The sequence below is a fragment of the Streptomyces sp. NRRL B-1347 genome, from assembly GCF_000720325.1.
Lineage (GTDB): Bacteria > Actinomycetota > Actinomycetes > Streptomycetales > Streptomycetaceae > Streptomyces.
The window spans coordinates 112,432-139,218 of the sequence record NZ_JOJM01000007.1 but is presented as its reverse complement, the minus strand read 5'-3'; the positions used below and the strand labels follow the sequence as shown (position 1 = coordinate 139,218).

Here is a 26,787-nt window from a genome sequence, read left to right as displayed (position 1 = left end):
GCCCCGTTCGGTTCCGGGGTCGCCTGCACCTCAGGACGTGACGTTTCGCCCGTCCCTCTGTGGCCTCAGGTCCGCCGGGCCGAGGACCTCGGGCCCGCAGCCGGGCGGTCGTCGTGGGTGGGGGGACGACAGCAGGCGGGCGACGATGCCCGCCGCCACGTCCACCGGCGAGGCGGCGCCCGCGCTGCCCGTCGGGCTGTTGGCCATCTCCGTCCACATGCGCGGTGGCCGGGCGACCAGCACCCGCAAGTGCGCCTCATGCTGGGACAGGTGTCGGGCGAAGCCCTCGACCGCGGCCTTGCCGGTGGCGTAGTGCGGCCACTGAGGGCTGGAGTCGACGGCGGCGGTCGACGAGATGAAGACGACGAAGGCACCTGGCCGCAGCGTCCCCCGGAGCGCCGCGACGGGAGCGATGGCCATGCGGGCCGCATCGGCGATGTGATCGACGCACGGCGACACGGCGGCAGGAGCGACGGGAAACCCGTTCACCCGCGGGGCCGCGGCCAGGATCAGTCCGTCCACCGCGCCCCCGTCGGCGAGGGCGGCCCGCAGCCCGTCGGCGTCGCGGGCGTCGCAGACCACCGGCCGGACGTCCAGGCCCGCCGCGCGGGCGTGCGCCCGCAGGTGCGGGGCGGGGGTCGAGGAGACGGCCAGGACGCGGGCACCCTGGCCGGCCAGACAGTAGGCAAGGGCCGCGCCGAGCCCCCGGCTCGCGCCGACGACGGCGACGGCGCGTCCCGACAACGCCCGGGAGGGCGGGAGGGCCGCGGCGGTCTGGGCGGGTTCGGGGTCGGCTATCCGATGCCGCAGCAGGCTCGTCACCGTCAGAACGGAAGGGGGCGACTGCCCGCCGTAGCAGAGCGACGCGGTGCAGGTGACCAGGCCGCTGCGCGGGTGCAGGCCGGGAGCGTCCACCCGGTAACGCCATGTGCCCTCCGGCCGGCCCGCACACGCGGGGTGGAGGCGGATACCGACCAGGAGGGCATCCCGCCCGGGCGTGCGCATCCCGGTGAACCAGCTGGCCCAGGCCAGCGGCATGACCGTGGAAGCGGGCGGGACGGTGCCGGTGAGCCGGTGCAGCAGCCGCGCCAGCTTGCGGGGATCGGGCTCCCAGGTGCCGGACTCCTCCGGCAGGGCGGCCAGTTCCCGGACGGTCAGCGGACGCGCTTCGTCCGTCGCGGTCCCGGCTCCCCGGACGGCCCCCGGCTGCGGAGGCGGTGCCGCTGGGTCGGTTCCGATCGCCTCTTGCGGCGCGGTTCCGGTCGCCTCTGGTGTTCGAGCGGCTGTCGACGACGGTGTGGCAGGGGCTGCACCGGCCGTGTCCGGCGTTCCGGCGGCTGCCGACGGTGGTGCGGTGGTGCCGTGGCGCCAGCGCGCCGAGAGGACGCGGGCCGGGCCGAGCCGCAGCTCGGCGCCGGTGTCGCGCCGGACCACCGTGTAGGAGATGCCGCACAGGACGGGCTGGTCGAAATGGACGACGAGTTCGGTGAGCGGCGACAACTCCTCGGGCAGGGCCGTGAGCCCGAGGACGGCGGACACCGCCAGGGCCCCGTGCGCCACCGGGCGGCCGAAGACCGAACGACGGGCGAAGGCCGGGTCGACGTGCAGCGGATTGTGGTCACCGACGGCCTCGGCGAAGGCCAGCAGATCGGCCGTGTCCAGGCGCAGTTCGGTCATGGGCGAACCCCGTCGCGAACGGGGTCCGCGGTGGCCGCGCGTGCCTCATCGGCCAGGGCCCGCAAGGGTTCCCCGACGGTCAGGAACCTCTCGTCCACCTCGCACCCCAGACGTTGTTCGAGGGCGTGGACGAGCCTGACCTGGGTCAGGGAAGTCCACTCGTCGGTGTCGTCCGGCCGGGTCTCCAGGCCCAACGGCGCGTCCGTTCCTGTGACATGAGCGAAGACGGACAGCACCAGATCGCCGTACCGGTCCGGTCCGGGGCCCTCATCGGGCATCGGTCTCCTCCTTCGTGACGTCCTCGATGTAGGGGCTGCGGGCGGGGGCGCCCGCCCGCAGGTCGTACTGGAAGGCGCGGCTTCCCTGCTCGTCGCTGCCGAGCGGCGTGAAGTCCAGGTCCGCGTAGAGGCTCTCGACCAGCGCGTTGCGGTTCGTGGGCCGGTACCGTCCGACCAGGCGGACGGCCCCGCGGGCCGCAGCCCAGCGTCCGGCCGCGGCCACCAGGTCCTGCTCAGCGGTGCGGCCGATCACCCGGCAGCTCAGCAGCAGGGTGTCGATCTCGGCTCGCCGCCCGCCGTCGCCGTCCTCCCCCAGCACGGCGATGACGACTCCCACCACCCCGTGATCGGCGAACCGGTCGGTGAGGGCGAGGCAGGCGGCGTAGGTACCCGGACGTTCCACGAGGGCGGTCAGTTCGGCTTGCGTGCGACGCCGGGTGGTGAGGTTGAACTGGTTGGTCCTGGCGACCAACTCGGCGGCGCGGGGGAGGGTCGTGGCGTCGATCGGCGCCAGCCGGGAGCGCATCCGCAAGCCGCGCAGATAGGTGCCGAGGTCCGGGGCGCGCCCGGCCAGTTCGGCGGCGCGCGCGAGCGCCGCGTACGACTGGCCGCGCAGCGCGTCCGCGCTGCCCGCGCCCGCGACCAGACCCGGGGTGGCGGCGACCGCGGCGGCGAACTCGGCGGGCGCGCCGGGCAGGGGCACGACCCGGACCTCCGGCAGCGCGGCGGCCACCTCGGCCCGCTCAGCGGGGTTGTCGTCGACGAACACCATGCTGTCGAGGCCGAGTCGGAGCGTGCCCGCCAACCGGGCGAGCTGCCGGGACTTGGGCTCCCAACTCGCGCTGACGGCGGCGAAGTCCCCGGGGCCCAACACCATGCCCGGCACCTGGGCAAGGGCCCGGTGCGCGAGGTCCGGGTCGTTCTTGCTGCACACGGCCAGGGCGATGCCGCCCGCTCGCAGCCCGCGCAGAAAGCGCTGGAAGTCGGCGTGGGCCTCGCCCACCGGGCCGCGCCCGCCGCCGACCGCCACCCCGTCGATCCCGTCCTGGCCGAGGACGCCGTGCCACAGGGTGCCGTCCAGGTCCACGACGACGCAGCGGGGTGTCAGCGCCGTGTCCACGGCGACCGCGTCGGCCACGGCGGCGGCCAGCACCGGCAGCGCTTCGAGCGAGACGGGCTGCCGGAGCCGGTACCAGTGGCGCGGGTCGCTCCAGCGCGCCGTGCCCATGGCGTGGACCAGCCGTTCGGTCGCCACGAACCGCACCCGGCCCGTCGCCCGTTCGGCGAGGTCGTCGTTGACGCGCCGCACCAGGGCGGTGAGCGATCCCGCGACGGCGGGCGCGGCGGACAGCGCGTGGGCGAGCGGATCCGGCGCCGGCGCGACGAAGCCGAGCTGGATCACCTGACTGCCCAGCGCGGTGGCCGCGTCCCACAGACCCGTCCAGCGCGCGACCGCGGCTTCGGCCCACTTCTCGACGGCGGCGGCATCGCCCGGCACCGCGTCCGCCGGGAGCAGATCGTGTGCGGTTCCGGCGAGGACCACGTAGCCGGGTGCGCCCCCGCGGGCGCGCAGCGGCGCGTTCTCGCCGCCGGCCAGGAGCTGTTCGATCTGCCCGAAGGGCAGGCGCCGCGGCCGCAGGAGCATCCGGTGCGGCAGCCCCGCCACGGGCAGCAACTCGTTGAGGAGGTCGGTGGTGAACGTGGCGAGCACGGCGACCTCCAGCTCCCGGAGTACCGGTTCGACCGGCGGCGGCTGCCGGGTGAGCCGGACCGACGCCCGGTACCAGGCGTCGTACCCGGCCGCCGGGCCGGGCGCGGTGACCGCGAGGTCGGAGGCGTTCGAGGCGTAGGACGTCATCGGAACCTTCCATGGACGGCGTCGTGGACCAAGTGGCGGCCCTCGTGCCCGGCCAGCGCGGCCAGGGCGTCCAGCAGCACGGAGTCGGCCCCCGTGGGCCGGGCCGGGCCAGACGGGGAGCCGGAGCCGGGGGCCGCGTCCGCGCGCAGCCGGGAGCGGAGCATGATGCGGGGCAGCCTGCGCCAGAGGCCGGTGGCCCGCTCCCAGTGGGTGCGGGCGGCTTCGTCCAGCAGTTCCCCGTCCTGACGGGCCGCCGCGAGCAGCAGTTCGCGCTGGCGCAGCGCCTGCCACAGGTCGTCCGCCTGGCGGTGCAGCGCGCGGGCGCCGTCGGCGCGTACCCGCTCGGCGAGCGCGTGCACGGCCGCCGCTCCGGTCAGCGGCCGGAGCGGGACGTCCGTCGGTGGCGGCGTGCCCACCTCCAGCCACCGGTACCGCGCCCCGCGCCCCACCCAGGACGTACCGGCGATGCTGCGCTCCCGCAACCAGTGCACCGGGTCACCGGCGCCGGGAAGCGCGCGCGACCACTCCTCGAGGCGTACGGCGTCCACCGGTACGCGGTGCGGACGCTGCTGGCCGCTCTCGGTGGTCATGCCCAAGGCGTCCTCCACCACGATCCCGTCGGGCGAGTGGAGCAGGGTGAACCAGTGCGGTCCGTGCCGCTGACCGTGGGCGCGCTGCCAGGGAAGACGGCGGGCGTCACCGCAGACGACGACGGCGCCGTGCCGGGCCAGTTGCTCCCGCTGGGCGTCCAGGGCCATCCGCCACCGGTCGGACCAGCGGACGACGAGCCCCAGATCGGGCAGCAGCGGGCGCGCGTGGTGCTGGAAGAGGAACAGGTCGTCCGCGGCGGACACCCCCAACACCGGGCCGCCCGCCAGCAAGGGCCGCCACCAGTGGCGCTCCCGCACGGCGAGCCACGCGGCGAGGGCCGCGCTGTAACAGGTCAGGGCCTCCGACCACGGGGCGAGCGCGGGCGGCGGCGCGGTGGCGCGAGGCCGATCGTTGGCCCTGGCCTCGTGTTCGACGGCGGCCAACGGCTACTCACCCCCCGCGGCGCACTCCAGCAGCGCCATTCCGGTCCCGGGGCGCCGGCACACGGAGACGACGCGCAGTCCCGCGGCCTCGGCCAGCCGGGTCAGCTGGGTGAGGGTGCGCTCCCGGCCGCCGACGGTGACGAGCATCCGCAGGTCGAGCATGGTCACGAGGCGGGGGTCCCCGTCCTGGTCGGTCAGGCGGTCCGCGATCAGCACCCGGCTGTCGGGTCCGGTGGCCGCGGCGGCTTCGGCGCACCGGCGCAGGACGCGCAGTGCGTCCGCGTCGTTCCAGTCGTGCAGCACGTTCGACAGGACGTAGACGTCGGAGCCGGTGGGCAGCGCGTCGAAGAAGTCCCCGCGCACCAGGTGGCACCGGTCGCGCACCCCCGCGGCGGAGAGCAGCTCCTCGGCCGCCTCAAGGGTGGCGGGCAGTTCGACCAGAGTGCCGTGCAGCTTCGGCAGGTCCGACATCAACCGGGCCAGCAGGGCGCCCGCGCCACCGCCCACATCCGTGACTCGTTCGGCCGCGGACCAGTCGTAGCCCTGGGCGATGTCCTCGAACCACGCGTCGTGCCAGCTCATCAGCGCGTCGAAGGAGCGGGCCAGTTCCGGGTCGTCGGCGAGGTCTTGCCAGAAGGGCTTGCCGTGCACCTCGGCGTAGGCGGGGCGGCCGGTGCGGACGGTGTGCAGCATGGAGCCGAAGGCGAGGTCCATGCGGCCGCCCGCCCCGCCCAGGTCCCACCACAGCCGTCGGCTTCCCGGTACGTCCTCGCGCAGCGGCTCACCGAGCTCCGTGACCATGTACCCGTCGGCGGTCTCCTCGAAGACGCCCCGCACGGCCAGATAGCGCAGCAGCCGCTCCAGCGCTTCGGCGTCGGCGCCGCACCGCTCGGCCAGCTCCCGGGCTCCCAGCGGCTTGTGGGCCGTCAGGTCCGCCAGCCGCAGAGTGGCCGCGACGCGCAGCGCCCAGGGTGTGATCAGGTCGGCCATCATCGTGAGCGGCGGCGGACTGGTGTGTGCCATCGGGTCTCCTCACCTCGGTGCGGTGCCGCCGCGCCCTCGGGGCACTGCGGGCGGCTGTGAGGGAGCATCGCGGGTGCCTCTGGAGTGGCCGTCAAGGACGCTTCAAGCGGGCCGACGGGCGGGCCCGTTGGCGCCGGGGGCGGCAGCCCCATGACCCCCGAGGCACACCCACGCCCTTCGTCGGGCCCCCGAGGCGCCCCGGACCCGAAGCACCCCCGAAGCGCCGTCGAGCACTCCCGAGAGACCGCCGAGGGCCCGCTGAAGCCCCTGAAGAGCCGTCGACACGGCCGTTCCCCCTGGGCTGCCCCAGCCTTGAAGCCGCCTGGACGACCCGCTGACAGCGTGGGGGCGCAACCTCATGTGTCCGCCGCGCCTTGGCGCCGAGCCGAAAGGACGTCCCGTGGTCGTGGAAGTGGTCGAGGAAGAGGAATCTGTCCCGGTCCTGATCGTGGGGGGCGGCCCGGTGGGACTCGCCACCGCGCTCTTCCTGGGGCGCCTTGGCGTCCCTTGCGCGTTGGTGGAACGTCGGGCCACCACCTCGCCGCTCACCCGGTCCACCGGAGTGCACGCCCGCAGCATGGAGCTGTTCCGGATGGCCGGGGTGGACAAGGACATCCGCAAGGAGGGCATGGTGCTGGTCCCGCCCGAGGTGGCGGCGAAACAGCCTCCCGGCGGCGACCTGATCCCGCGCGTCATCCTCCGCGCCCCCTCACTGGACCGGCTGGAGGAGGCCCAGGTCGTCGAGATGGGGGAGCGGTACTCACTCGACCTCAGCCCCGCGCTGCCCGTGTGGTGCGGGCAGGACCTGCTGGAGCCGGTCCTGCGACGCGGCGCGGAGCGCCTGGGCTCGGACATCCGGTTCCACCACGAACTGACCGGCGTCGAGCAGCGCGACGGGCACGTCCACGCGACCGTCACCGACCACTCCGCCAACCGCTCCTACCGCGTCAGGGCCCGCTACCTGGTCGCGGCCGACGGGCCCCGCAGCCCGCTGCGGGAGCGGCTGGGCATCGAACGCTCGGGCCACGGACTGCTCCAGCGGATGGTGAGCGTCGTCTTCCGGGCCGATCTGCGCCACGTCGTCGGGGACCGCAGGTTCATCCTCACCTTCGTCCACGGCCGTGACTTCCAGGGCGTGGTGGTCTGTCTCAACGGCCGCGACCGCTGGATGGTGTGGACGGGCTACCCGGCGGAGAGCGCGATCCGGCCCGCCGACTTCGGCACGGACGACCACCTGCGGATGGTGAAGGCCGCCATCGGCCGTGAGGACCACGACGTCACCATCGAGGGCGCCTTCCCGTGGACGTCGGAACACCTCGTCGCCGACCGGTTCCGGGACGGCGGCGTCTTCCTCGCGGGCGACGCCGCCCACACCCATCCGCCGCACGGCAGCTTCGGCGCCAACACCGGCATCCAGGACGCCCACAACCTCTCCTGGAAGCTCGCCGCCGTCCTGCGCGGCTGGGCGGGTGACGGACTCCTGGACAGCTACGAGGCCGAGCGCCGGCCGGTCGCGTTCGCCACGGCCGACCAGGCGCTGCTCCGCGAACGCAACCGCTCCACGGCCCACCGCGACCCCGGCTTCCGCGACTTCCCGACCGTGATCCTCGGCTACGGGTACGCCTCCACGGCCGTGGACCGCGACAAGCACGACGCGGACGGCCCGCTGCCGACGCGGATGACGCGGACGGCGACGCCCGGGTTCCGGGTGCCGCACGTCCGGCTGCGCCGCGGGGGCGCGGAGCTGTCGACGCTGGACCTGTGCGACGAGGCGTACGTCCTGCTCGTCGGCGACACCGAGCGCGACGCGTGGCACCGGGCCGCCCTGGACCTCGCCGAGAAGGGGCCGGTGCCGCTGCGGTCGTACCGGGTGGGGCCGGACGGGGAGGTGGACCTGACCGCCGAGGAACGGGCCGCCGGGTCCGCCGCGCGGCTGGTCGCGCCGGGGCCGCTGCTGCTCCGCCCGGACGGCTTCGTCGCCTGGCGCGGCACGGACGCCGACGCCACCGGCCCCGACCGGGTACGGGACCACGCCGCACACCTGCGAAGGCTGCTCGGCCGACTGCTCGACGCCGCCACGGCCTGAGCCACCCGCCCGGCCCCCCGCCTTCGCCCCGACTTCTGAGGAGCACCCTCCATGACCGACGCATTCGACATCGGCCCCGCACCGCTGGCCCAGACGGATTCGACCACCCCCTTCAGCGCCGCCGCCGACGTACGGAGGCTGACCCAGTCGCTCTGGTCGAGCGCGCTCGTCCAGGCCGCTGTGGACCTCCGCCTCGCCGACCTGGTCGGCGAAGGGGCCGTACGCCTGGCCGACCTCGCCGAGGCGGCCGGTGCCGAGCCGGCGGCGCTGCGGCGGCTGCTGCGGGCCCTGTCCGCGCACGGCGTCTTCCGCAGGACGGGCGACGACGAGTACGCCCACACGCCCTTCTCCCGCTGTCTGGCGTCCGACGCGCCCGGCAGCGTGGCCCATCTCGTGGGCCTGGCCGGGTCGGACTGGACGTGGACCGTCTGGCACCGGCTCGCGGACACGGTCCGTACCGGCGAACCGGCGTTCCGCACCGCTTTCGGCAAGGACGTCTACCGCTACTTCGCCGAGGACGACCCGCAGGCCGGTGCCGTCTTCAACCGGGCCATGGTGGAGTCCGCCCGCTGGACCAGCGGGCCGGTGCTGGACGCGCTCGACCTGACGGGGACGGGCACGGTCGCCGACGTGGCCGGCGGCAGCGGCAGCCTGCTGCGGCTGCTCCTCGAACGCCACCCCAAGGTCTCGGGGGTGCTCATCGACGCCGAGCAGGTGCTCGGGCAGGCGGAACCCGCGCTCACCCAAGGCCCGCTCGCCGCCCGGTGCTCCCTGGTGCCGGCCGACATCCGCAAGGAACTCCCGGTAGCCGCCGACCTCTACCTCATGCGGCAGGTCATGCACATCTGGAACGACGAGGAGTGCGTCCAGGTCCTCTCGCACTGCGCGTCCGCCGCGCCGCCCGGGGCCCGGATCGTCGTCGTGGAGCACCTGCTCGCCGACGGGCCCCGGCGGGACTCCACCTTCAGCAGCCTGCTCGACGTCCAGATGATGCTGCTCGGCACCGGACGCGAGCGCACGGAACGGGAGTTCGCCGCTCTCTTCGAAGCCGCGGGACTGCGCTACGAAGGCGTCACCCGGATACCTTCCCCGTTGCAGCTGATCACCGCCAGGGCCCCTGGCTGAGCCGCCGGGACAGCACACCGCCGGCCACGAGTCACCGTGGCCGGCAGTGTGCTGCCGCGAGGGGCGCCCGGATGGTCGTACGGGTCAGCGGTCCGGCCCTGCCCGGACCGAGCCGCCACCACCCGGCCGACGACCCCGCGGCATCGTGCCCGGCCGTCTCAGCACGGGCGGCACTCCAGCACGGTCCACCGCCCCGTGGGCGGCGTGGACACCAGGGAGAAGCCGCCCGCCTCGAACAGAGCCCGCCACTGCTCCAAGGTGCGCTCGCGCCCCCCGAAGACCACCAGCATGTCGACGTCGAGGAACCGGGCGTGGTCCCACGCGTTGGGCGGCCCCATCACCTGCTCCAGGACGAACAGCCGCGAGCCGGAGCCCGCGGTGACGGACTCGCGGACGCGGCGGAGTAACTTCTCGGCCTCGTCGTCGGACCAGTTGTGCAGGATGCCGCGCAGCAGGTAGGCGTCCGCGCTCGGCACCGGGGCGGTGAAGAAGTCCCCGGCCACGATGTCGACGCGCTCGCCCACCCCGCGCTCGGCCAGCAGCGCCGGGGCGCGGTCCACCACGTGCGGCAGGTCGAAGAGCGTGCCGCGGGCCTCGGACGCCCGAGCGAGACAGTCGGCGAGGAACCCGCCGCGGCCGCCGCCGATGTCGGTGATCCGGGCGAACCGCTCCGGCCGGATGGCGTCCAGGTGCATCGGCACCAGCCGCGCGCTGAGCGCGGTCATCGTCTCGTCGAAGAGGGCGCCCGCCACCGGATCGGCGCGCAGGTGGTCCCACAGGGGCATGCCGAACGCCTCGACGGAGGCGGGCTCGCCGGTGCGCAGACTGTGCAGGATCTCCCGGTAGGGAGCCGCCACCGTCTCGCTGCCGCTGTGCCGCACCAGCGCGCGGACGCTGTCGGGGGTGTCGGAACGCAGCCCCTGGGCCAGCGGCGTCAGGGCGAACGTGTCGGCGGGGCCCTCGGCGAAGACGCCCACGGCCGCGGCGGCGCGCAGGAGGCGCCCCAGCGGGCCGGGAGCCGTCCCGCTGAGGGCCGCCAACTCACCCACCGGAAGCGGCCCTTCGGCCAGCAGATCGGCCACGCCCACCTCGCTCAGCGCCCACACCACCCGGGCCAGCCGCGCGCCCCCGGCCAGCCACAGGAGCCGCTGCCCGTGCAGATCGTCGGGACCGGCGGACACGACGGGCGCCGCGACGGGCTCACCCGCACGACGAGCGACCGTACGGGGCCGGGTGTCACCCCGGGACTCCGCCGCAGCCTGCTCGACAAGGGCCGCGATGCGGCGCATCTCACGGCGCGAGGTGACGTTGAGGTGGTCGACCATCTCGGCGTCGTTCACATGGGCGTCCGGCTTCATGGCGAAGTCCTGCCGCCAGCGCATCACCACCCCGCCGCCCTCCGCGGGGCGGTAGTCCCAGCGCAGGTTCATGTACGAGAAGGGCCCGGTCTCGACGCGCCGCGCCCGTACGGTGCGGGTGAGCGGATCGGGGGTGCGCTCGGAGACCCAGCTCCAGACGCGCCCCTGCTCGTCGGGGCGCATGGTGAGCCGGAACCGCACGGTGGCCCCGTCCCGCGACAGCACCTCGGCCGCCGCGTACTCGTCGAACAGCTGCGGCCAGGACGCGACGTCGTTCGTCATGTCCCACACCAGGTCCATCGGGGCGTGCACGATCACACTGTTGTCCGTCTGCGCCGCCATGGCTCAGCCCGCCGTGAGCTGGGCGTTGACGTAGTCGATCAGCGCCGCGGGAGTGCGCAGTTCGGCGGCGGCGTCCTCGGGAATGCTCACCGCGTACTTGTCCTCCAGCTGGATGGTCATCTGGAGCTGCGCGAGCGAGTCGTAGCCCATGTCGCCGAAGGGGGTGTCCGCGGTGCCCGGGTCCTTCCAGTCGACGCCGTCCGCCACTCCGGAGGCGCTCTCCAGGACCTGGCGCAGGTCCTCCAGGGTGATGCCGTGGGCGCTGCTCATGAGCCGCCGCCTTTCCTCTGGTGGGTTGTGTCGGTCGTGTTCGCTGTGTCCCGGTGGATTTCCGGTGCTCGGTGTCCGGGCTCGTCGGCCGCGCGCAGGACCAGCGCGGCGTTGAACCCGCCGTACCCCCGTGCCAGTACCAGCGCGTTGCGCAGCGGGCGCTCGCGCGGCCCGCCGGTGACCAGGTCGAGCCGGTACGCGGGGTCCGGCTCGGACACGCCGGTGGTCGGGGGGATCACGTTCCGGTGCAGGGCGAGCAGCGCGGTGGCGATGTCCAGCGCGGCTCCGGCGTACAGGCGCCCGGTCATGCTCTTGGGGGCGGTGACCGGCACCCCGTAGGGGCCGAACACCTCTGCCAGGGCGCGGGCCTCCCGGGCGTCGTGCTCGGGCACCCCCGTCGCGTCGGCGAACACCACGTCGATGTCGCCCGGTGCGAGCCCGGCGTCGGCGAGCGCGCCCGTGACGGCCCGGCGCAGTGCGGGCGGGCGGGGCGAGCCCGGGGGCGGGTCGGTCGTGGCGGCGTAGCCGCCGAGGCGCCCGTACACCTGGGGCGCGCCGCGTCGGCGAGCGGCCTCGGCCGGCTCCATGACGAGGACGGCGCCGCCTTCTCCGGGGACGTAGCCGCGCGCCTGCCGGGCGAAGGGGAGGTAGGCGCGGGCCGGGTCCGGCTCGGTGCTGAGCAGCCCGGTCGCGAGCTGGGTGACGAAGCCCCAGGGCGACAGGGAGGCGTCGGTGCCCCCGGTGAGGACCATCGCACCGCCGTCCCGCAGGACGCGGCGGGCCTGCGCCGCGGCGTCGATGCCGCCCGCCTGCTCGGTCGCCAGGACACCGCAGTGCCCGCGCAGCTTGTGCCGGATGGAGATCTGGCCGGTGCTCGCCGCGTAGAACCAGGCGATGGAGTGGTAGGCGCTGACGGCCCGGCCGCCCCGCGTCCACAGGTTCTCCAGCTGGTGCTGGCCGAACTCGAAGCCGCCGGAGGAGTTCGCCGTGACCACGGCGCCGCCGTACTCCCCGAGGTCCGCGGGGTCCAGCCGGGCGTCCTGGAGCGCCCACTGGGCGGCGGCCAGCGCGAAGTGCGTCATCCGGTCGGTCTCCGGTACGAGCCGGCTGGGCACGGTCCCGAGAGGGAAGTCGGCCACCTGGCCCGCGAGCCGCACCGGGTAGCGGGACGGGTCGAACCGGCTGATCGGGCCGATGCCGCTGGTCCCGGACAGAACGGCCCGCCAGTACGCGTCCACGCCGATGCCGTTCGGTGCGATGACGCTCATCCCGGTGAAGACGGGCTCGGCCGCCGCGGCCGTGCGCTCGCCGGTGCCGGATGCCGTGGTGGTCGTCGTCATCGTCGGCCTCCGGGCGCGCCGAGGGCGGTCAGCAGCACCGCCGTCTGGAAGCCGCCGAATCCGCTGCCCACGCTCAGCGCCGCGTCGACCCGCCGCGAACGGGCCTCCAGGGGTACGTAGTCCAGGTCGCAGGCCGGGTCGGGGGTGTGGAGGTTGGCGGTCGGCGGGACGACCCCGTGCCGCACGGCGAGCGCGCACGCGGCGAGTTCCAGCGCGCCGATGGCTCCCAGGGAGTGGCCGAGCATCGACTTCAGGGAGCTGACCGGGACGTCGTGCGCGTGGTGCCCGAGGGCGCGTTTGAAAGCGTTGGTCTCGTGGACGTCGTTCTGCTTGGTGCCCGAGCCGTGCGCGTTGACGTAGTCCACGTCCGTCGGATCGAGCCGGGCGTGCGCCAAGGCGGCGGTGATGGCCTCGGCCATCTCCCAGCCGTGCGGCTGGAGCCCGGTCATGTGGGTGGCGTTGGCGCGGCTCGCGTAGCCGGCCAGCTCCGCGTAGACGTGGGCGCGGCGCCTGCGGGCGTGGTCGGCCTCCTCCAGGACCAGCACGGCCGCGCCCTCGCCGAGCACGAACCCCTGTCGGTCCCGGTCGAAGGGGCGGGAGGCCCCGCCGGGGTCGTGGTTGCGCGGTGACGTGGCGCGGATAGCGTCGAAGCAGGCCACGGAGATGGGGGAGATCGGCGCGTCCGACGCACCGGCCACGACGACGTCGGCGCTGCCCTCCTCGATGAGGCGGCTCCCGTGACCGACGGCGTCGAGGCCCGAGGTGCAGCCGGTGGAGACCAGGGCGCTGGGCCCCTCGGCCCGCGCCGCCCAGGCCACTTCGCTCGCCAGCGTGCTCGGCACGTGGTAGCCGTACAGGTGTGGCACCGCGTAGGCGGGGTCGACCTCCCAGAGCCGGCCGCCGTCGCTGACCACCAGGTACTCGCGCTCGAGCCCCATCGTGCAGCCGCAGGCGCTGCCCATGCTGACCGCCGTACGGGCGGGGTCACCGGCGTCCGTGTCCAGGCCGCTGTCGGCGAGCGCCTCGCGGGCGCTGACCACCGCCAGTTGGACCGTGCGGTCCATGCGGCGGACCTCCTGCGGGCTCAGTCCCGCGCGCGCCGGGTCGAAGTCGCACTCGGCCGCCATGCGTGACCGGAACGGCTCGGGGTCGAAGAAGGTGATGGTGCGGGTGGCGGTGCGGCCGGAGGTCAGCAGGTCCCAGAAGGCCTTGGTGCCGGGCTCGCCCGGGGCGACCACCCCGATGCCGGTGATCACGGCCCGCCGCCCGTTCACCGGGGCACCTCCGCCGTGCTCCCGGGGGCCGCGACCGACGGCGGGGGCGCCGCCGGTTCGGGCACCGGCTCGGTGTCCACGTGCCCCAGTTCCGGGCTGGGGGCCAGCGGGCAGATGTGGAAGACCAGGAACGCCTCCTCGTCACCCGCGTTGTCCATCCGGTGCCGCTGGCCGCGGCGGATGAGCAGCGCATCACCGGGCTCCAGACCGATGGGTTCGCCGTCGACCCGGACCCGGATCCGGCCGCTGACCGCGTACAGGAACTCGTCGGAGTACGGGTGGTAGTGCTCGGAAAGGCACTCGCCGGGCGCGAGCAGCATGGTGCCGGAGAAGCCCTCGGCTCCCGGTGCCCGCCCTGGGGTGAGGAGTATGCGCACCTCGGCGCCCTGGCGGCGGCTCGGGGGCACGTCGCGCGTCGCGACCTTGGTGGGACTGGGAAATGGCATGACGTGTCGTTCCTCCACGGGAGCTCGGCGGTCGGCGGCGCGTGCTGGCCCGCCCTGGTCCAGGACCGGGCCGTGACCCGAAACGTGCGCGAGCACGTCACGTTGCCAGCTGCCCTTCAAGCGGGCTTCAAGCCGCGGTGCACGGATCTCGCAGCGGAGCTGGAGACCGGGACCACCGTCGCGGGACGCGGTGCCGCGAGGGAGGGGTGGTGTCACCGCTGGACGGCGGCGAGTGCGGTGGCCGCCAGAGCGAACAGGGCGAGCGCGGTACGCAGTTGGTGCCAGCGCTTCCACCGCGGACGGGGGTCGCGCCAGGCGGCGGGCAGCGCCGCACTGTCCACGTCGCGCACCTGTCGGCGCAGCAGGGGCACGGCCACCAGCTGGGAGACGAGAGCGGTGCCCAGCAGTCCCGCGGCGGCAAGGCCGTGCAGCCAGCGCTGCGCGGCGCTGTCGCCGATGCCGGCGAGGACGGCGCTGGTCACCAGGGAGCCCAGGACCAGCAGCGGCATCGTCGGCTCGTAACGCCGGTCCAGGCGCTGATGGGTCCACACGTACCGCTCGGGTGACATGGAGGCGAAGACCGGGATGCCGGCGAGAACGACCTCCGACATGATCCCGGCCGCGACTCCGGTGGCGAGGAGCGTCAGGACGGTGAGGCTGTCGGTCCACACGGGCACTCCTTGGCGTCGGCGGGTGACCTGCTGCTCCGCAGCCTGCAACCCGGCGCTCAACCCGTGGTCCGGCGCCCGTCAAGGCTTCTTCGAGACCTGCGGCGGCCGGGTCTTTCCGCCGTTGCTATTACCCTTCCAAGATTACTCGTGTATGAGTATATGGGACGAGGAGGAACTGACATGTCCCATCAGAAGGCGGGCGAGGAGACGACGGCCCGCGCCCGCACCCTGGTCCTGGCCGCGCTGCTCGCCGGCGTGTTCATGATCTTGGTGAACAACACGATCGTGAACGTGGCCGCTCCGAGCATCCAGCGCGACCTGGATGCGGCCAACAACGAGATCGAGTGGGTCATCAGCGGCTACGCGCTGGCGTACGGCCTGCTGCTCATTCCGGGCGGTCGCCTGGGCGACCGCTACGGCTACAAGCGGATGTTCCTGATCGCGGTGACGGGTTTCTCCCTCGCCTCGCTCCTGTCGGGCACCGCCACCGGACCGGCCCAGCTGATCCTGTGGCAGGTGGTGATGGGCGTGATGGCGGGCCTGATGAATCCGCAGACCCTCGCGATCATCCAGGCCGCCTTCCCGCCCGCCGAGCGCGGCCGCGCCTACGGCCTGTACGGCGCTGTCAGCGGGGTCGCCGTGGCCGTGGGGCCGCTGCTCGGCGGAGCGCTGGTGGAGTGGGACGTGGCGGGCCTGGCATGGCGGCCGGTCTTCCTGGTGAACGTGCCGATCGGCGTGCTCACGCTGGTCCTGGCCGCCCGCTGGCTGCGGCCGGCACGAGGGTCGGACGCGGCCATCGACTACGCGGGCGGCCTGCTGATGGCCGGCTCCCTGGTGCTGATCCTGGTCCCGCTGATCGAGAGCAGCTCCGTCGGCTGGCCCGCCTGGTCGATCGCCTGCCTGGTGGCCGCGCCGTTCGTGCTCAGCCTGTTCGTCCTGTGGGCGCTGCGACGGCTGCGCGCCGACCGGGAGCCGCTGTTCGACGTGCGGCTGTTCAAGAACGTGGAGTTCAGCACCGGCATCGGCATCGGGCTGCTCTACTTCGCCGGCTTCATCAGCCTGTGGTTCCTGACCTCGATCTACCTCCAGACCGGCGTGGGGCTGAGCGCCCTGGACACCGGCCTGGTCCTGCTGCCGCCCGCCGTGGGCACCGTGGCCTGCGGGATGCTGTCCGACCGGCTCTTCCGCCGCCTGGGCAAATGGCTGCTGCTGCTCGGTACCGGCCTGGCCGTGATCGGCGCCGTCGGGACCCTGTTGACGCTGCGTGCGCGCGGCGCCGACCTGGACGGTCCCGAACTCGCCGTCCCGCTCTTCGTGGTCGGCATGGGAACGGGCCTGGTCGTCGCGCCCAACGTGGACATCGTGATGTCGTCGGTCCACTGGAAGCACGCGGGTGCCTCCGGCGGCCTGCTCAACACCGCCCAGCGGGTGGGCACCGCCCTCGGCATCGCGGTGATCGGCCTTGTCTTCTTCGGGCACCTCGGGGACAACGCCTCGCGGGCGGCACGGGAGGCGGTGCCGCGCCTCGAGCAGGACCTGGTGGCGGCGGGGATGTCCCGGACGGCCGCCGAGGACTCCGCCCGGACCTTCGTCCGCTGCTTCGCCGAGACCGCGAAGGCCGACGACCCGAGCCACACACCCGCCGGCTGCCCCAAGGGCAACGACGACCGGGCGATCGGCCGGGCCTTCGACCGCGCGGCGGACACGGCCCTGCGGGAGAACTTCAACGGCGCGGCCCAGGAAGCCGCCTACTACTCCGCCGGGGCGGTGGCCCTCGCGCTGCTCCTGGTGTTCGCCCTGCCGGCACGGCAGCCGACCGGCACGGACGACTGGGAAGGCGGCGCGGGCGACTGGAGCGGCGGCGACGGTGGCGGCGGTGACTGGGACGCGAGCCACGCGCAAGGCGCCGAGCCCGGCTCGGACTCCGGCAAAGGATGGTGAGCAACCACCAGTCGGGGCCCTGCCCGCCGCACGGCCGGTGGGCGGACCCGGTCCGGAACCGTGGCCCTCATCCCTCGGCGGGCCCGGTTCCGGAGCCGTGCCCCGGCTCAGTGCCGCGGGGTGCCGAGGACTTGGCAGAACATCAGCGGATTGCCGTCCGGGTCCCGGAAGGACGCCATGCGGAGCGTGCCGGGGATGACCTTGGTGGGCCCCTCGAAGCGGACTCCGCGCTCCTCGAGGCGGGCCCGTTCCCGGTCCAGGTCCAGCACGCCGAAGGTGAGGGTGGCGCCTCCGGCGGCGTTCACCTCGTCCATCCGGTAGAGACCGAGCGCCACCCTGGCGACGCCGGTGCCCAGCTCGCACCAGCCGACCTCGTCCAGCGTGTACTCGACCTTCAGGCCGAGCATGTCCTCGTACCAGGCGACGGACTTCGCCAGGTCGGTCACCCCGATCCAGGGAGTCAGTACGCCGTCGTAGGAGGGGCCGTCGTCTGCCCCCGCGGGCCGGGCGTGATGCTGGTCCGTCATCTCAACCGCTCCAGGTGTAGAAGGGCCGCAGGTGGGAGTCCTCGAAGGCCGGGCGAGCCGGGTCGTACGGCTTGAGCAAGCGGGACAGCGGCGCGTCGATCTCCGTGAACGCCGGGTCCTCGCGGGCCGCGTAGAGCCTGGGGACGAAGTCGCTGTCCGCCGCGATCAGATGCAGGTACACGCCCTGGAACTCGAACAGCTCGCGTCGGCGTATCCCCAGCCGCTCGGGGAGGCCGCTCGTCCGGTCGTGCCGGTCGAAGAGCGCGGCGACTTCGGCGGTGTCCCGAGGGTCGATTCTGCGCAGCATCAGCGCCTGGTGGATCTGCATGGGGCGTTCTCCTTCAGTCGGCTGCCGCCTGAGCGACACACGGTGGCAGCCGTCGGTCCAGGGCCTCTGAAGAGCCGCGCAGCGCGCCCTCAACGCCCGTACGACGCCCCGTGAGGGCGGTGCGGAGAGGGCCGGGACAGGATTGCTCGCACGCGTGCACTCGTGTAAGACTTCCCTGTGAACAGCACTCGATTGTTCGTTCTGGGCACGCTGGTCTCCTCCGGCCCGATGCACGGCCACCAGATCCGCCGCCAGGCCCAACTCGACCGCACCGAGCTGTGGACGAGCGTCAAGCCCGGCTCGCTGTACGGGGCCTTGCACCGCATGGAGGTGGAAGGCGTCGTGCGCGCGGTGCGCACCGAGCGCTCCGGCCAGCGCCCGGCCCGCACGGTGTACGAGATCACGGACGCGGGCCGCCGGGAGTACGACGCCCACCGCGACGAGGCACTGCGCACGGTGCGGCTGCCCCCGGACCCCGTCGACCTCGCCCTGCAGAACACCGACGACCTGCCCCCGGAGCATCTGCGCGTCCTGGTCGAGGACCGCTGCACCGAGCTGGAGTCGCAGCTCAGGAGCTGGATGCACCTGTGGCAGGTGGCCGACATCCACCTGGGGGGGCTGGAGCGGATGAGCTTCCGCCACACCGAACTGCGTCTGCGCGCCGAACTGCAGTGGCACCAGGAGCTGCTCGACGGTCTCGACAAGGCGCTGAGCGAACCGGCGCCGCAGGACGCTCCGCCCGTGGGCGAGTCCGGCTCCGCCCCGCCGACGTAACCGCATCGAGGGAAGGCAGCCCCGTCATGACTGAGTTACGCACGATCCTCGTCACCGGTGCCACCGGGCTGCAAGGCGGTGCCGTCGCGCGAGCCCTGCTCGCCCGGGGCTATCGGGTGCGTGCCCTGACCCGCGCTCCCGACGGTCCGGCGGCTCGTGAACTGGCGAGAGCGGGGGCCGTGCTGGTGGCCGGGGACTTCGACGACCCGGCTTCGGTGGGGGCAGCCGCCGAGGGCGCCGACAGCGTGTACCTCATGAGCACGCCGCTGGAGCAGGGACCGGCCGCGGAGACCCGGCAGGCGCTCGGTGCGCTGGAGGCCGTCGTGGCCGCGGGTGTCCGTCAGGTCGTCCACGGGTCGGCCGCCGCGGCCGACCAGCACACCGGCATCGACTGGTTCGACAGCAAGATCCCGATCGAGAAGGCCGTGCGGCAGGTGCCGTCGCGCTGGACGATCGTCGCGCCGGTGGTGTTCATGGACGTGGTCCGGGCGCCCCATGTGATCGCCGCGCTGCGGTACGGGCAGTTGGCCATGGCGCTGCCCAGCGACCGTCCGTTGCAGTACGTGGACGTACGCGACATCGGCGGCTTCGTGGCGCAGGTGGTCGAGCGGCCGGAGGAGTTCAGCGGTCAGCGGGTGGAGATCGCGTCCGACCGGCTCACGGGGCCGCAGCTCGCGGCCGTGCTGGCCGGGGCCGCCGGTCGGCCGGTCAGCTATGCCGAGATGGAGCTCGAGCAGTTGCGTGCCTACGGCGGCGAGCAACTGGAGACGATGTTCCGCTGGTTCGCGCGGGTGGGATTCTCGGTGGACGTGCCAGCCCTGCACACCAGGTATCCGGAGGTGGGCTGGCACGACTTCGCCGCTTGGGCCGGGGCCCAGGACTGGAGCGAACTCGATGCTCGGGAGTGAGCGCATGCTGTCCCGACTACCGCGTCAGCTCTGCCGGCTCCAGCTCAGTTCCGAGTGGTCGAGCTGCGTCCGTCTCCTGTCGGTCCGGTCCGGTCCGGTTCTGTCCAGCCGGTACTCACCGGCGTGCGACATCCCGGGGGCCGGCGTCGGCACGGGCAGGGCGGTCGTCTCCTCCCGCTGCGGCTGCCGGAGCAGGTCCTCCGCGCCCCGGTCCAGTTCGCCGATGAGGATGCGGCGTTGGATGAGCTCCAGTTCGGGGGTCGGCTCCAGAGCGAACTCCTTGAGCATCCGCCGGGCCGTTTGATAGGTCTCCAGCGCCTCGACGCGTCGGCCGCACTGCGCGAGCGCTGTCATGAGTCTTCCGTGGAACCATTCGTTCCATGGTGAGGCGGAAATCATCGCTCGAAGGTCGGGTATGACTTCGCGATACCGACCGGCTTGCATATCTGCTTCGATGCGCAATTCGAGCGCTCGTTCCCGCTCCTCCTGTAAATGAACGATGTTGGCTCCCAAGAGGGGGCCCACCGAGATGTCCGCGAGAGTCGGGCCGCGCCACATGTCAAGGGCGCTGCGCAATAGCGCCGCCGCCTCGGCCGGTCGGCCGGAGTCCAGAAGGCCGCGGGCCTTCTTGGTGCGTGCGGTGAATTCCAGTGCGTCCAACTGCTCATCGGCGATCCGCAGAATGTAGCCGCGGGACCGGGTGGCCAGTATTTCCGTGCCCGTTGTCTCCGTGTGCGCGTTGAACAGCTTGCGCAGCGTGTAGACATAGGTCTGGACCGTGGTCAGGGAGGTCCTCGGCGGGTGCTGCCCCCACAGCTCCTCCGCCGCGGCGTCCACACTCACCATCTGATTGGCCCTCAGCAGAAGGAGTGCCAACATGTGCCGTACTTTAGGTGCCGAGATGCTGACGGGGCGCCCGTCGTGCTCCACCTCGAGGGTGCCCAGGATGGAGAACTGCATCATTTCCCCCTTCGAGTATGCAAACCACTACCACCAGTGCGGCTGCGTCACGGGAGTTCCTACGTGTTCGATCCCCGTCGTCGAAACGGCGCGAACGGGCCAAGTGGCGTAATTTGCAGCGCAGATGATGGGAATTGCGCCGTATCCCATGGGAGCATATGTGACCCTATCGCGCAAGGATGGTCCGGTCTCAATGGAATGGCACTTTCTGGGTGATCTTGCACGTCGGATTCCGCTTGTGAGTAATGGGCAGAGTGGCCGCCAAACCACCTGCTCTGATCACTGAAAACCGACTGTCAGGCTCCTGTGGAGAGGTTTCCGTTTCAGTGCTCGTCATTTCTGTTGCTATTGATCGACTGCCTGCGGATGCGAAGGTGGCGCGTGGTGCGCCGGGGTGCCTGAGGCGCGCCCGGAGGTTCGTGGGCGTCATCGCTGCGATCTCTTCGTGTGTCCTGAGCGCCGTGTGACGGGGAATCACGTCGAGGTGTGGCATGAACGAGGCTGCCCCGGAGTCCAGAACGGGTCACGTTCTGGACGGCGTCGCCCGGCCCGCTTCCTCCGCCACTCCTGGTCCGGACCGATGCCGCGTGCTTCGTCCATACCATCCACGGCCCGGGTGCAGCAGTGATCCTCCTGCCCTTGCGGGCGTCGGCCCACCGGTCCATATCCGGGGATGAGCGAAGTGATCCGGTTCGACTGCCGTACGTGGGAGTCTCCCGAATCGGAGATGAATGATGCGCCGTCGCCCCTGATCCGGATGAGGTGGTTTGGCACGGGTGGCTGACTGAGTCCGAGCTGCGGCGGGCTCTGCAGCAGTGGACCTTCACTCCTGATAGCCAGGCGGTTTTCGATCGATAGCTTGCTTGTTGTGCTGGTCCGGCTTCTGCGCAGGAACGGTGCTCATGAGTTGGGTCAGGGGGCGAAGCCGTCGGTGGTCCCGAGTTCGCGTGGCGTGGGGACGCCTGGGGTTGGTGTGTCCGCGAGATGCTCGGCCTTCTTGTAGGCCGCGGTGAGCGTGCGCTGCAGGATCGCCGCGTAGTAGCGGGTGCTGGCCGGATGTTTGTGGCCGAGCCATTGCCGCAGGTCGTTGAGGGTTAACGGCGCGCGGGCGTGGAGGAGTTGGTGGCAATAGTGGCGCGGGCCCGGTGACGGGTCAGGGCGCCGCGGGAATCTGTCTGCGGGACCCCGAACTTTCGGCAGAGAGCCGGGAGAATGTTGTGGTTGAGGTAGCCCTTGTGTCCCCGGTGGCAGAACAGGTGCTGCCGCTTCTCGCCGGTTTCGCGATCGGCCAGGTCAGGCTGAGGTGGCCGGATGAGTTTCCCTGCGTCGATGAGCTGGCCGACGACGGGGTCGACCGGCTTGTTGAACGGCCGGGACGTCTTGTTCTGCGGAATGTGCAGCAGACAGATGGTGAAGAGCTCTCCGCTGGTGTCGTCGGTGCCCTCGTCCCAGGCAACGCAGTCCAGTTCGAGGCGGCGGAACTCGTCGACACGGGAGCCGCCGAACAGCCAGACCGCCACCATGTCCGGGGGCGGGGTAGGGATCCTGGCCGACGATCAGGACGCGTACCTCGTCGAACGGCTGCGGAAGGCGCGCAGCACATTCACTCTCGAGGGGAGATAGGTGCGTCCGGCGCCGATCTCCGCGCGCAGGAAGTCACCCATGGAGGCGATCTGTTCGGCCACCGGCTCCAGGGCCTTGGCCGCCCGAGGGCCCCCGCCCCTCGCCGGGGGCCGGGGCGTCGCGCCCGGCCGGGACCTCAGCCGCGCCAGGGCCGCGGTCGCGGCAGCCAGCCGGGGACGGCGCGGCGGTACCGCTCGTACTCCGCGCCGTGGGCGCGCAGCAGGGCCGGCTCCTCGTACCACCTGGCGAAGGCGGCCATGACCGCGCCCGCGACCACGGCGTAGACCAGCAGGACCGGCCGGGCCAGCAGCAGGCCCTGCCCGGCGATGGCGGTCACCACGGCGACGTACATCGGATTGCGCACGTGCCGGTACAGGCCGCCGACGACCAGGTGCTCGGTCGGTGCCACCGGTGCCGGGGTGCCGAGGCCCTCGGTCACGAACCGCACGAAGGTGTGGACGAGCACCACCGCCCCGGCCGCGAGCGCGACCCCGCCGAGCACCCGCACCGGCAGCCACCAGTGCCCGGACTGCCACCGCGTGAGCCACCACGGCACCAGCCCGGCCACCGTGCCGGGGGCGAGCGCCATGAACACCGAACTGCCCGTCGCCGCCGCCGACTTGCGCATGACGCCAGTATGGGCGCGGAACCGGGTGCGGGAAGCCCCCGGTCACGCGACCACGGCGGCGCGGACGCACAGCACGTCCGGCAGGTGCGTGACGAGCTCCTGCCAGGTGTCGCCGTCGTCCGCCGACGCGTACACCTCGCCGTTGCGGTTGCCGAAGTACAGGCCCGCCGGGTCCGCGCCGTCGGTGCACATGGCGTCCCGCAGCACCGTGCCGTAGTGGTCGCCCTGGGGGAGGCCCTCGCCGAGCGGCTCCCAGCTCTTGCCCGCGTCCCGGGTGCGGTAGACGCGACAGCGGTGGCCCGCGGGGACCCGGTCCGCGTCCGCGTTGATCGGGAAGACGTACGCGGTGTCGGCGCGGTGCGGATGCGCGACCGCCGCGAAGCCGAAGTCCGACGGCAGGCCCTCGCCGATGTCGGTCCAGTGGGCGCCCGCGTCGTCGCTGCGGTACACCCCCCAGTGGTTCTGGAGGTAGAGCCGGTCGGGGTCGGCCGCGTCCTTGGTCACCTTGTGCACGCACTGGCCGAACTCCGGGTTCGGCTCGGGCAGGAACACCGCGGAGACGCCCGCGTTCGACGGGGACCAGCTCGCGCCGCCGTCCCGGGTGCGGAACACGCCCGCCGCCGACACCGCGACCGTCACCGCGTCCTTGTCACGGGGGTCCGTCAGGATCGTGTGCAGGCCCTCGCCGCCGCCTCCCGGCTGCCACTGCGAGCGCGACGGGTGCTCCCACAGCGGGCGGACGAGGGAGAAGCTCTCGCCGCGGTCCTCCGAGCGGTAGAGGGCGGCGGGCTCCGTGCCCGCGTACACCACGTCCGGCTCCGCCGCGGCGGGGTGCAGCTGCCAGACCCGCTCCAGCGATGCGCCGGTGTCCTTGGGGAACTTCACCGCGGGCTGTGACGGCTCGGTCCAGGTGCGGCCCAGGTCGTCGGAGTGGAACACCGACGGGCCCCAGTGCGCGCTGTCGCCGCCGACCAGGAGGCGGGGCGCGGGGGCGCGGGTGTCGATCGCGATCGAGTAGATCGCCTGGGCGTTGAAGTACGGCGCGTCGTCGAACCGCCACGCGCCGTCGGAGCGGCGGGCGATGAAGAGGCCTTTGCGGGTGCCGATGGTGAGCAGGACGTCAGCCATGCCTCGCACCTTTCCGGACGTCGTTGTCTCAGGTACGGCTCAGTCTGCACCCGGGCACTGACAATCTCCCCCGGACGGCGTGTCGGCGCTGGTCAGGACGGGTTTGCCGGTCCTGCGCCGCCCCCCCGCGGCCATGCTCAGGCGCCGGAGTCGCCGACCGGCCCGCGCAGCTGCTCCGCCACCGCCGCGATCGCCTCCGGGCCCACCCGGCAGCAGCCGCCGATCAGCCGCGCCCCCGCCGCGCGCCACGTCGAAACCTGCGCGGCGGTGAAGCGGGACGGGCCCCGCCAGGAGCGTGTCCCCGCGTCCCAGGTCTCGCCGGAGTTGGGGTAGACCACCACCGGCTTCCCGGTGACACGCGCGGCCAGGGACACGGCGGCGTCCGCGTCGCGCGGGTCGCAGCAGTTGACGCCCACGGCCAGGATCTCGTCGGCGTCCGCCGCCAGGGCGAAGGCCTCGGCCAGGGGCTGGCCCGCGCGCGTGCGGGTGCCGGAGACGCTGTACGAGAGCCAGGCGGGCACGCCGAGGCCGCGGACCGCGCGGAGCAGCGCGCGGGCCTCGTCGGTGTCCGGAACCGTCTCCAGGGCCAGGACGTCCGGCGCGGCGTCGGAGAGGACTTCCAGACGGGGCCGGTGGAAGCGCTCAAGGGCGGCCACGCTCAGGCCGTAGCCGCCGCGGTACTCCGAGCCGTCGGCCAGCATCGCCCCGTACGGCCCCGCCGACGCGGCGACCCACAGCGGGCGGCGCGCGCCGGTGCGGGCGGCGGCCTCGCGGGCCAGCGTCACGCTCAGGCGGAGCAGCTCGGCCGTGCTGACGGCGTCGACGCCGTACCGTGCGAAGCCCTCGAAGGTGGCCTGGTAGCTCGCCGTGATGACGACGTCGGCGCCCGCCTCGTAGTACGCGCGGTGCGCCGCCCGCACCGCGTCCGGGCGCTCGGCGAGCAGCCGCGCCGACCACAGGTCGTCGGACAGGTCGTGCCCGGCGGCGGCCAGCTGGTTGGACAGTCCCCCGTCGAGCACCAGCGGGCCGCGCGCGAGGGCCGCCGCCAGGCCCGCCGCACCGCCGCCTCCCGTGCCCGCCCCCGTACTCGCTGCCTGGTTCATACCGCCGACGCTAGCCGAGGAGCGGTAAGAGGGAAGTGACAGGCGACCTGATGGTCCGCGCCGTTCGGTGTGGTGACCGGCGGCTCCACGGTCGCGCACACGTCCTGGGCGATCGGGCAGCGGGTGCGGAAGCGGCAGCCGGACGGGGGCTTCGCGGCCGACGGGGTCTCGCCGGTGAGCGGGGAGCGGGCGGCGGTGACGGCGCTCGGGTCGGGGACGTTCACGGTGTCGAGCAGGCCGCGGGTGTAGGGGTGCAGCGGGTGCGCGTACACGCGCTCCGCGGGGCCCGACTCCACCAGCTTGCCCAGGTACATGACGCCGACGGTGTCGGCGAGGTGCCGGATCACCGCCAGGTCGTGGGAGATGAACAGGTACGTCAGTCCGCGCTCGCGCTGGAGGTCCCGCATCAGGTTGAGGATCTGCGCCTGCACGGAGACGTCGAGGGCCGATACCGGCTCGTCGGCGACGACCAGGTCGGGGGAGAGCGTGAGCGCGCGGGCCAGGCCGAGGCGCTGGCGCTGGCCGCCGGAGAACTCGTGCGGGTAGCGGTGCACGGCACCGCGCGGCAGGCCGACCGCGTCGAGGAGCTCGCCCACCCGCTCCTCCTGGTCGGCGCGGCCGCCGACGCGCTGGATGACGAGCGGCTCGCGCAGGATCTCGCCGACGCGCATGCGCGGGTCCATCGCGGCCGTCGAGTCCTGGAACATCAACTGGACGCGGCGCCGGTGCGCGCGCCGCTCCGCGCGGGACAGGGCGGCGAGGTCCCGCCCCGCGAAGCGGACCGCGCCCGCCGTCGGCTCCTCCAGGCCCGCGACGATCCGCCCGAGCGTGGTCTTGCCGCACCCGGACTCGCCGACCACGCCGTACGTCTCGCCCTTGCGGACGGTCAGGGACACGCCGCCGACGGCGCTGACCGTGCCCCGGCGCCGGGCGAACGGGCCGCCGGGGAGCGGGAACTCCTTGGTGAGAGCGTCGAGTTCGAGCAGCGCTTTGCCCGGCTCCGCGGCCACGGCCGGGGGCGGCGTGACCAGCTCCGCCGCGGGTGCGTCGGCGTCGTGCGGCACGGGGTGGAAGCAGGCGAACCGGTGCTCCGGGCCCTGGAGTTCGTCGTCCGCCTGCTCCGGTGCGCGCGCGTGGCACTCGTCCGTCGCGAAGGCGCAGCGCGGGGCGAACCGGCAGCCCGTGGGGCGGGTCGTCAGGCTCGGCGGCAGGCCGGGGATGGTGTGCAGTTCCGTGCCGCGGCCGGCGGCCCGCTCGGGCAGGGCCGCGAACAGCGCCTCGGTGTAGCGGTGCCGGGGGCGGGCGAACAGGCCGCGCACGTCGGACTGTTCGGCGACCTCGCCCGCGTACATCACCGCGACGCGGTCCACGCGGCTCGCGATGACGCCCAGGTCGTGGGTGACGAGGATCATCGCCATCCCGAGCGTCCGGCGCAGATCGTCCACCAGCTCCAGGATCTGGGCCTGCGTCGTCACGTCGAGCGCCGTCGTCGGCTCGTCGGCGATCAGCAGCTTCGGCTCGCACACCAGGGCCATGGCGATCGCCACGCGCTGGCGCATGCCGCCGGACAGCTGGTGGGGGTAGGCCTTCATGCGCTCGGACGGCTGGGGCATGCCGACGAGGCGCAGCATCTCCTCGGCGCGCGTCCACGCCTCCTTGCGGCCGATGCCCGGGCGGTGCAGGAGCAGCGGCTCGGCGACCTGCGCGCCGATCGTCATCGTGGGGTTGAGCGAGGTCAGCGGGTCCTGGAAGATCATCCCGATGGTGTTGCCGCGGACGTCCTGGAGCACGGGCGCGGGCGCCGCCGCCAGGTCGCGGCCCGCGAACAGGACGCGGCCGCCGGTGATCCGGCCGCCCGGCGGCAGCAGCCCGAGGACGCTCAGGGCGGTCATGGTCTTGCCGCAGCCCGACTCGCCGACGAGGCCCAGGGCTTCGCCGGGCGCGACGTCGAGCGAGACGCCGTCGAGGGCGTGCACGGTGCGGTCGCGCGCGTCGATGTCGACGCGCAGGTCCTCGATGCGCAGCAGCGGCCCGTCCGGGGACCGCGGCGCGGACGTGTCGTGGGGCAGATCGTGAGGCATGTCG

23 protein-coding genes and 3 pseudogenes are annotated in these 26,787 nt (G+C 73.3%); 5 read left to right on the top strand and 21 right to left on the bottom strand.

Annotated features, from left to right (window positions below; genetic code table 11):
• Positions 1–30: 30 nt before the first annotated feature.
• The 5 genes from IG74_RS47845 to IG74_RS0110090 are packed head-to-tail and all read right to left on the bottom strand — an operon-like array spanning position 31 to position 5,870.
• Entirely contained in the window at positions 31–1,677 is a 1,647-nt protein-coding gene (locus IG74_RS47845) for an SDR family NAD(P)-dependent oxidoreductase (RefSeq protein WP_030673122.1), read from the bottom strand.
• The gene (locus IG74_RS0110105; protein WP_030673119.1) at positions 1,674–1,955 is read right to left on the bottom strand and encodes a hypothetical protein; all 282 of its coding nucleotides are present in this window, start codon (positions 1,953–1,955) and stop codon (positions 1,674–1,676) included. The genes IG74_RS47845 and IG74_RS0110105 overlap by 4 nt, the downstream gene beginning before the upstream one ends.
• A complete protein-coding gene (locus tag IG74_RS0110100; protein WP_051854749.1) occupies positions 1,945–3,813 on the bottom strand; it encodes an HAD-IIIC family phosphatase in 1,869 nt (622 codons plus the stop codon). The genes IG74_RS0110105 and IG74_RS0110100 overlap by 11 nt, the downstream gene beginning before the upstream one ends.
• Complete coding sequence (locus tag IG74_RS0110095) at positions 3,810–4,847, bottom strand: hypothetical protein (protein WP_051854748.1); 1,038 nt, start codon at positions 4,845–4,847, stop codon at positions 3,810–3,812. Before IG74_RS0110095 ends, IG74_RS0110100 begins: the two co-directional genes overlap by 4 nt.
• Positions 4,848–4,850: 3 nt before the next feature.
• Positions 4,851–5,870: a methyltransferase gene (locus IG74_RS0110090; RefSeq protein WP_030673110.1), complete on the bottom strand. Its 1,020-nt coding sequence runs from the start codon at positions 5,868–5,870 to the stop codon at positions 4,851–4,853.
• 400 nt (positions 5,871–6,270) lie between these two features.
• Here IG74_RS0110090 and IG74_RS0110085 point away from each other — a divergent pair, with 400 nt between their 5' ends.
• Both IG74_RS0110085 and IG74_RS0110080 read left to right on the top strand, forming a co-directional pair.
• Positions 6,271–7,956 (top strand): FAD-dependent monooxygenase, encoded by a 1,686-nt coding sequence (locus IG74_RS0110085; protein ID WP_051854747.1) that lies wholly within the window; start codon positions 6,271–6,273, stop codon positions 7,954–7,956.
• A gap of 51 nt (positions 7,957–8,007) precedes the next feature.
• Positions 8,008–9,081 (top strand): methyltransferase, encoded by a 1,074-nt coding sequence (locus IG74_RS0110080; protein ID WP_051854746.1) that lies wholly within the window; start codon positions 8,008–8,010, stop codon positions 9,079–9,081.
• A 158-nt stretch (positions 9,082–9,239) separates the two neighbouring features.
• Here IG74_RS0110080 and IG74_RS53360 read toward each other — a convergent pair.
• From IG74_RS53360 to IG74_RS0110045, 7 genes and pseudogenes are all read right to left on the bottom strand, one after another.
• Positions 9,240–10,220 (bottom strand): annotated as a pseudogene (locus tag IG74_RS53360) (methyltransferase); the annotation flags it as partial.
• A gap of 102 nt (positions 10,221–10,322) precedes the next feature.
• A pseudogene (locus tag IG74_RS53355) lies at positions 10,323–10,781 on the bottom strand (SRPBCC family protein); the annotation flags it as partial.
• A 3-nt stretch (positions 10,782–10,784) separates the two neighbouring features.
• Complete coding sequence (locus tag IG74_RS0110065; RefSeq protein ID WP_030673101.1) at positions 10,785–11,051, bottom strand: acyl carrier protein; 267 nt, start codon at positions 11,049–11,051, stop codon at positions 10,785–10,787.
• A complete protein-coding gene (locus tag IG74_RS0110060; protein WP_063761226.1) occupies positions 11,048–12,391 on the bottom strand; it encodes a ketosynthase chain-length factor in 1,344 nt (447 codons plus the stop codon). The genes IG74_RS0110065 and IG74_RS0110060 overlap by 4 nt, the downstream gene beginning before the upstream one ends.
• Complete coding sequence (locus IG74_RS0110055; protein WP_030673097.1) at positions 12,388–13,665, bottom strand: beta-ketoacyl-[acyl-carrier-protein] synthase family protein; 1,278 nt, start codon at positions 13,663–13,665, stop codon at positions 12,388–12,390. Before IG74_RS0110055 ends, IG74_RS0110060 begins: the two co-directional genes overlap by 4 nt.
• Complete coding sequence (locus IG74_RS0110050; RefSeq protein WP_051854745.1) at positions 13,662–14,111, bottom strand: cupin domain-containing protein; 450 nt, start codon at positions 14,109–14,111, stop codon at positions 13,662–13,664. Before IG74_RS0110050 ends, IG74_RS0110055 begins: the two co-directional genes overlap by 4 nt.
• A 212-nt stretch (positions 14,112–14,323) precedes the next feature.
• Complete coding sequence (locus IG74_RS0110045) at positions 14,324–14,782, bottom strand: anthrone oxygenase family protein (protein ID WP_030673093.1); 459 nt, start codon at positions 14,780–14,782, stop codon at positions 14,324–14,326.
• A gap of 180 nt (positions 14,783–14,962) precedes the next feature.
• On the opposite strand from IG74_RS0110045, the gene IG74_RS0110040 reads away from it, so the two are divergent.
• Positions 14,963–16,723: an MFS transporter gene (locus tag IG74_RS0110040; RefSeq protein ID WP_051854744.1), complete on the top strand. Its 1,761-nt coding sequence runs from the start codon at positions 14,963–14,965 to the stop codon at positions 16,721–16,723.
• A gap of 107 nt (positions 16,724–16,830) precedes the next feature.
• Here IG74_RS0110040 and IG74_RS0110035 read toward each other — a convergent pair whose 3' ends face one another.
• Both IG74_RS0110035 and IG74_RS0110030 read right to left on the bottom strand, forming a co-directional pair.
• Entirely contained in the window at positions 16,831–17,250 is a 420-nt protein-coding gene (locus IG74_RS0110035) for a VOC family protein (protein WP_051854743.1), read from the bottom strand.
• Between the two features lies 1 nt (position 17,251).
• Entirely contained in the window at positions 17,252–17,578 is a 327-nt protein-coding gene (locus tag IG74_RS0110030) for a TcmI family type II polyketide cyclase (protein ID WP_078868691.1), read from the bottom strand.
• Positions 17,579–17,755: 177 nt separating this feature from the next.
• Here IG74_RS0110030 and IG74_RS0110025 point away from each other — a divergent pair, with 177 nt between their 5' ends.
• Entirely contained in the window at positions 17,756–18,352 is a 597-nt protein-coding gene (locus tag IG74_RS0110025; RefSeq protein WP_051854742.1) for a PadR family transcriptional regulator, read from the top strand.
• A 26-nt stretch (positions 18,353–18,378) separates the two neighbouring features.
• On the top strand, positions 18,379–19,260 hold the full coding sequence (locus IG74_RS0110020) for an NmrA/HSCARG family protein (RefSeq protein WP_030673081.1): 882 nt from the start codon (positions 18,379–18,381) through the stop codon (positions 19,258–19,260).
• 24 nt (positions 19,261–19,284) lie between these two features.
• Here the strand turns inward: IG74_RS0110020 and IG74_RS0110015 are convergent, their stop codons facing one another.
• The 7 genes and pseudogenes from IG74_RS0110015 to IG74_RS0109985 form a co-directional block, all read right to left on the bottom strand.
• Positions 19,285–20,223, bottom strand: coding sequence for an AfsR/SARP family transcriptional regulator (locus IG74_RS0110015; protein ID WP_051854741.1), 939 nt, complete (start codon positions 20,221–20,223; stop codon positions 19,285–19,287).
• Between the two features lie 1,091 nt (positions 20,224–21,314).
• The gene (locus IG74_RS52725; RefSeq protein ID WP_051854740.1) at positions 21,315–21,743 is read right to left on the bottom strand and encodes a hypothetical protein; all 429 of its coding nucleotides are present in this window, start codon (positions 21,741–21,743) and stop codon (positions 21,315–21,317) included.
• Positions 21,694–21,884 (bottom strand): annotated as a pseudogene (locus IG74_RS53345) (uracil-DNA glycosylase); the annotation flags it as partial. The pseudogene IG74_RS53345 and the gene IG74_RS52725, both read right to left, overlap by 50 nt.
• Before the next feature lie 95 nt (positions 21,885–21,979).
• Positions 21,980–22,471 carry a methyltransferase family protein gene (locus tag IG74_RS0110000; RefSeq protein WP_030673076.1) on the bottom strand — a complete coding sequence of 164 codons (492 nt, stop codon included), beginning with the start codon at positions 22,469–22,471 and terminating at the stop codon, positions 21,980–21,982.
• Positions 22,472–22,513: 42 nt separating this feature from the next.
• Positions 22,514–23,599 carry a WD40/YVTN/BNR-like repeat-containing protein gene (locus IG74_RS0109995; RefSeq protein ID WP_030673073.1) on the bottom strand — a complete coding sequence of 362 codons (1,086 nt, stop codon included), beginning with the start codon at positions 23,597–23,599 and terminating at the stop codon, positions 22,514–22,516.
• 137 nt (positions 23,600–23,736) lie between these two features.
• Positions 23,737–24,702: a homocysteine S-methyltransferase gene (gene mmuM / locus IG74_RS0109990; RefSeq protein WP_030673070.1), complete on the bottom strand. Its 966-nt coding sequence runs from the start codon at positions 24,700–24,702 to the stop codon at positions 23,737–23,739.
• Complete coding sequence (locus IG74_RS0109985; RefSeq protein ID WP_030673067.1) at positions 24,699–26,783, bottom strand: ABC transporter ATP-binding protein; 2,085 nt, start codon at positions 26,781–26,783, stop codon at positions 24,699–24,701. The genes mmuM and IG74_RS0109985 overlap by 4 nt, the downstream gene beginning before the upstream one ends.
• Between the last annotated feature and the right edge of the window lie 4 nt (positions 26,784–26,787).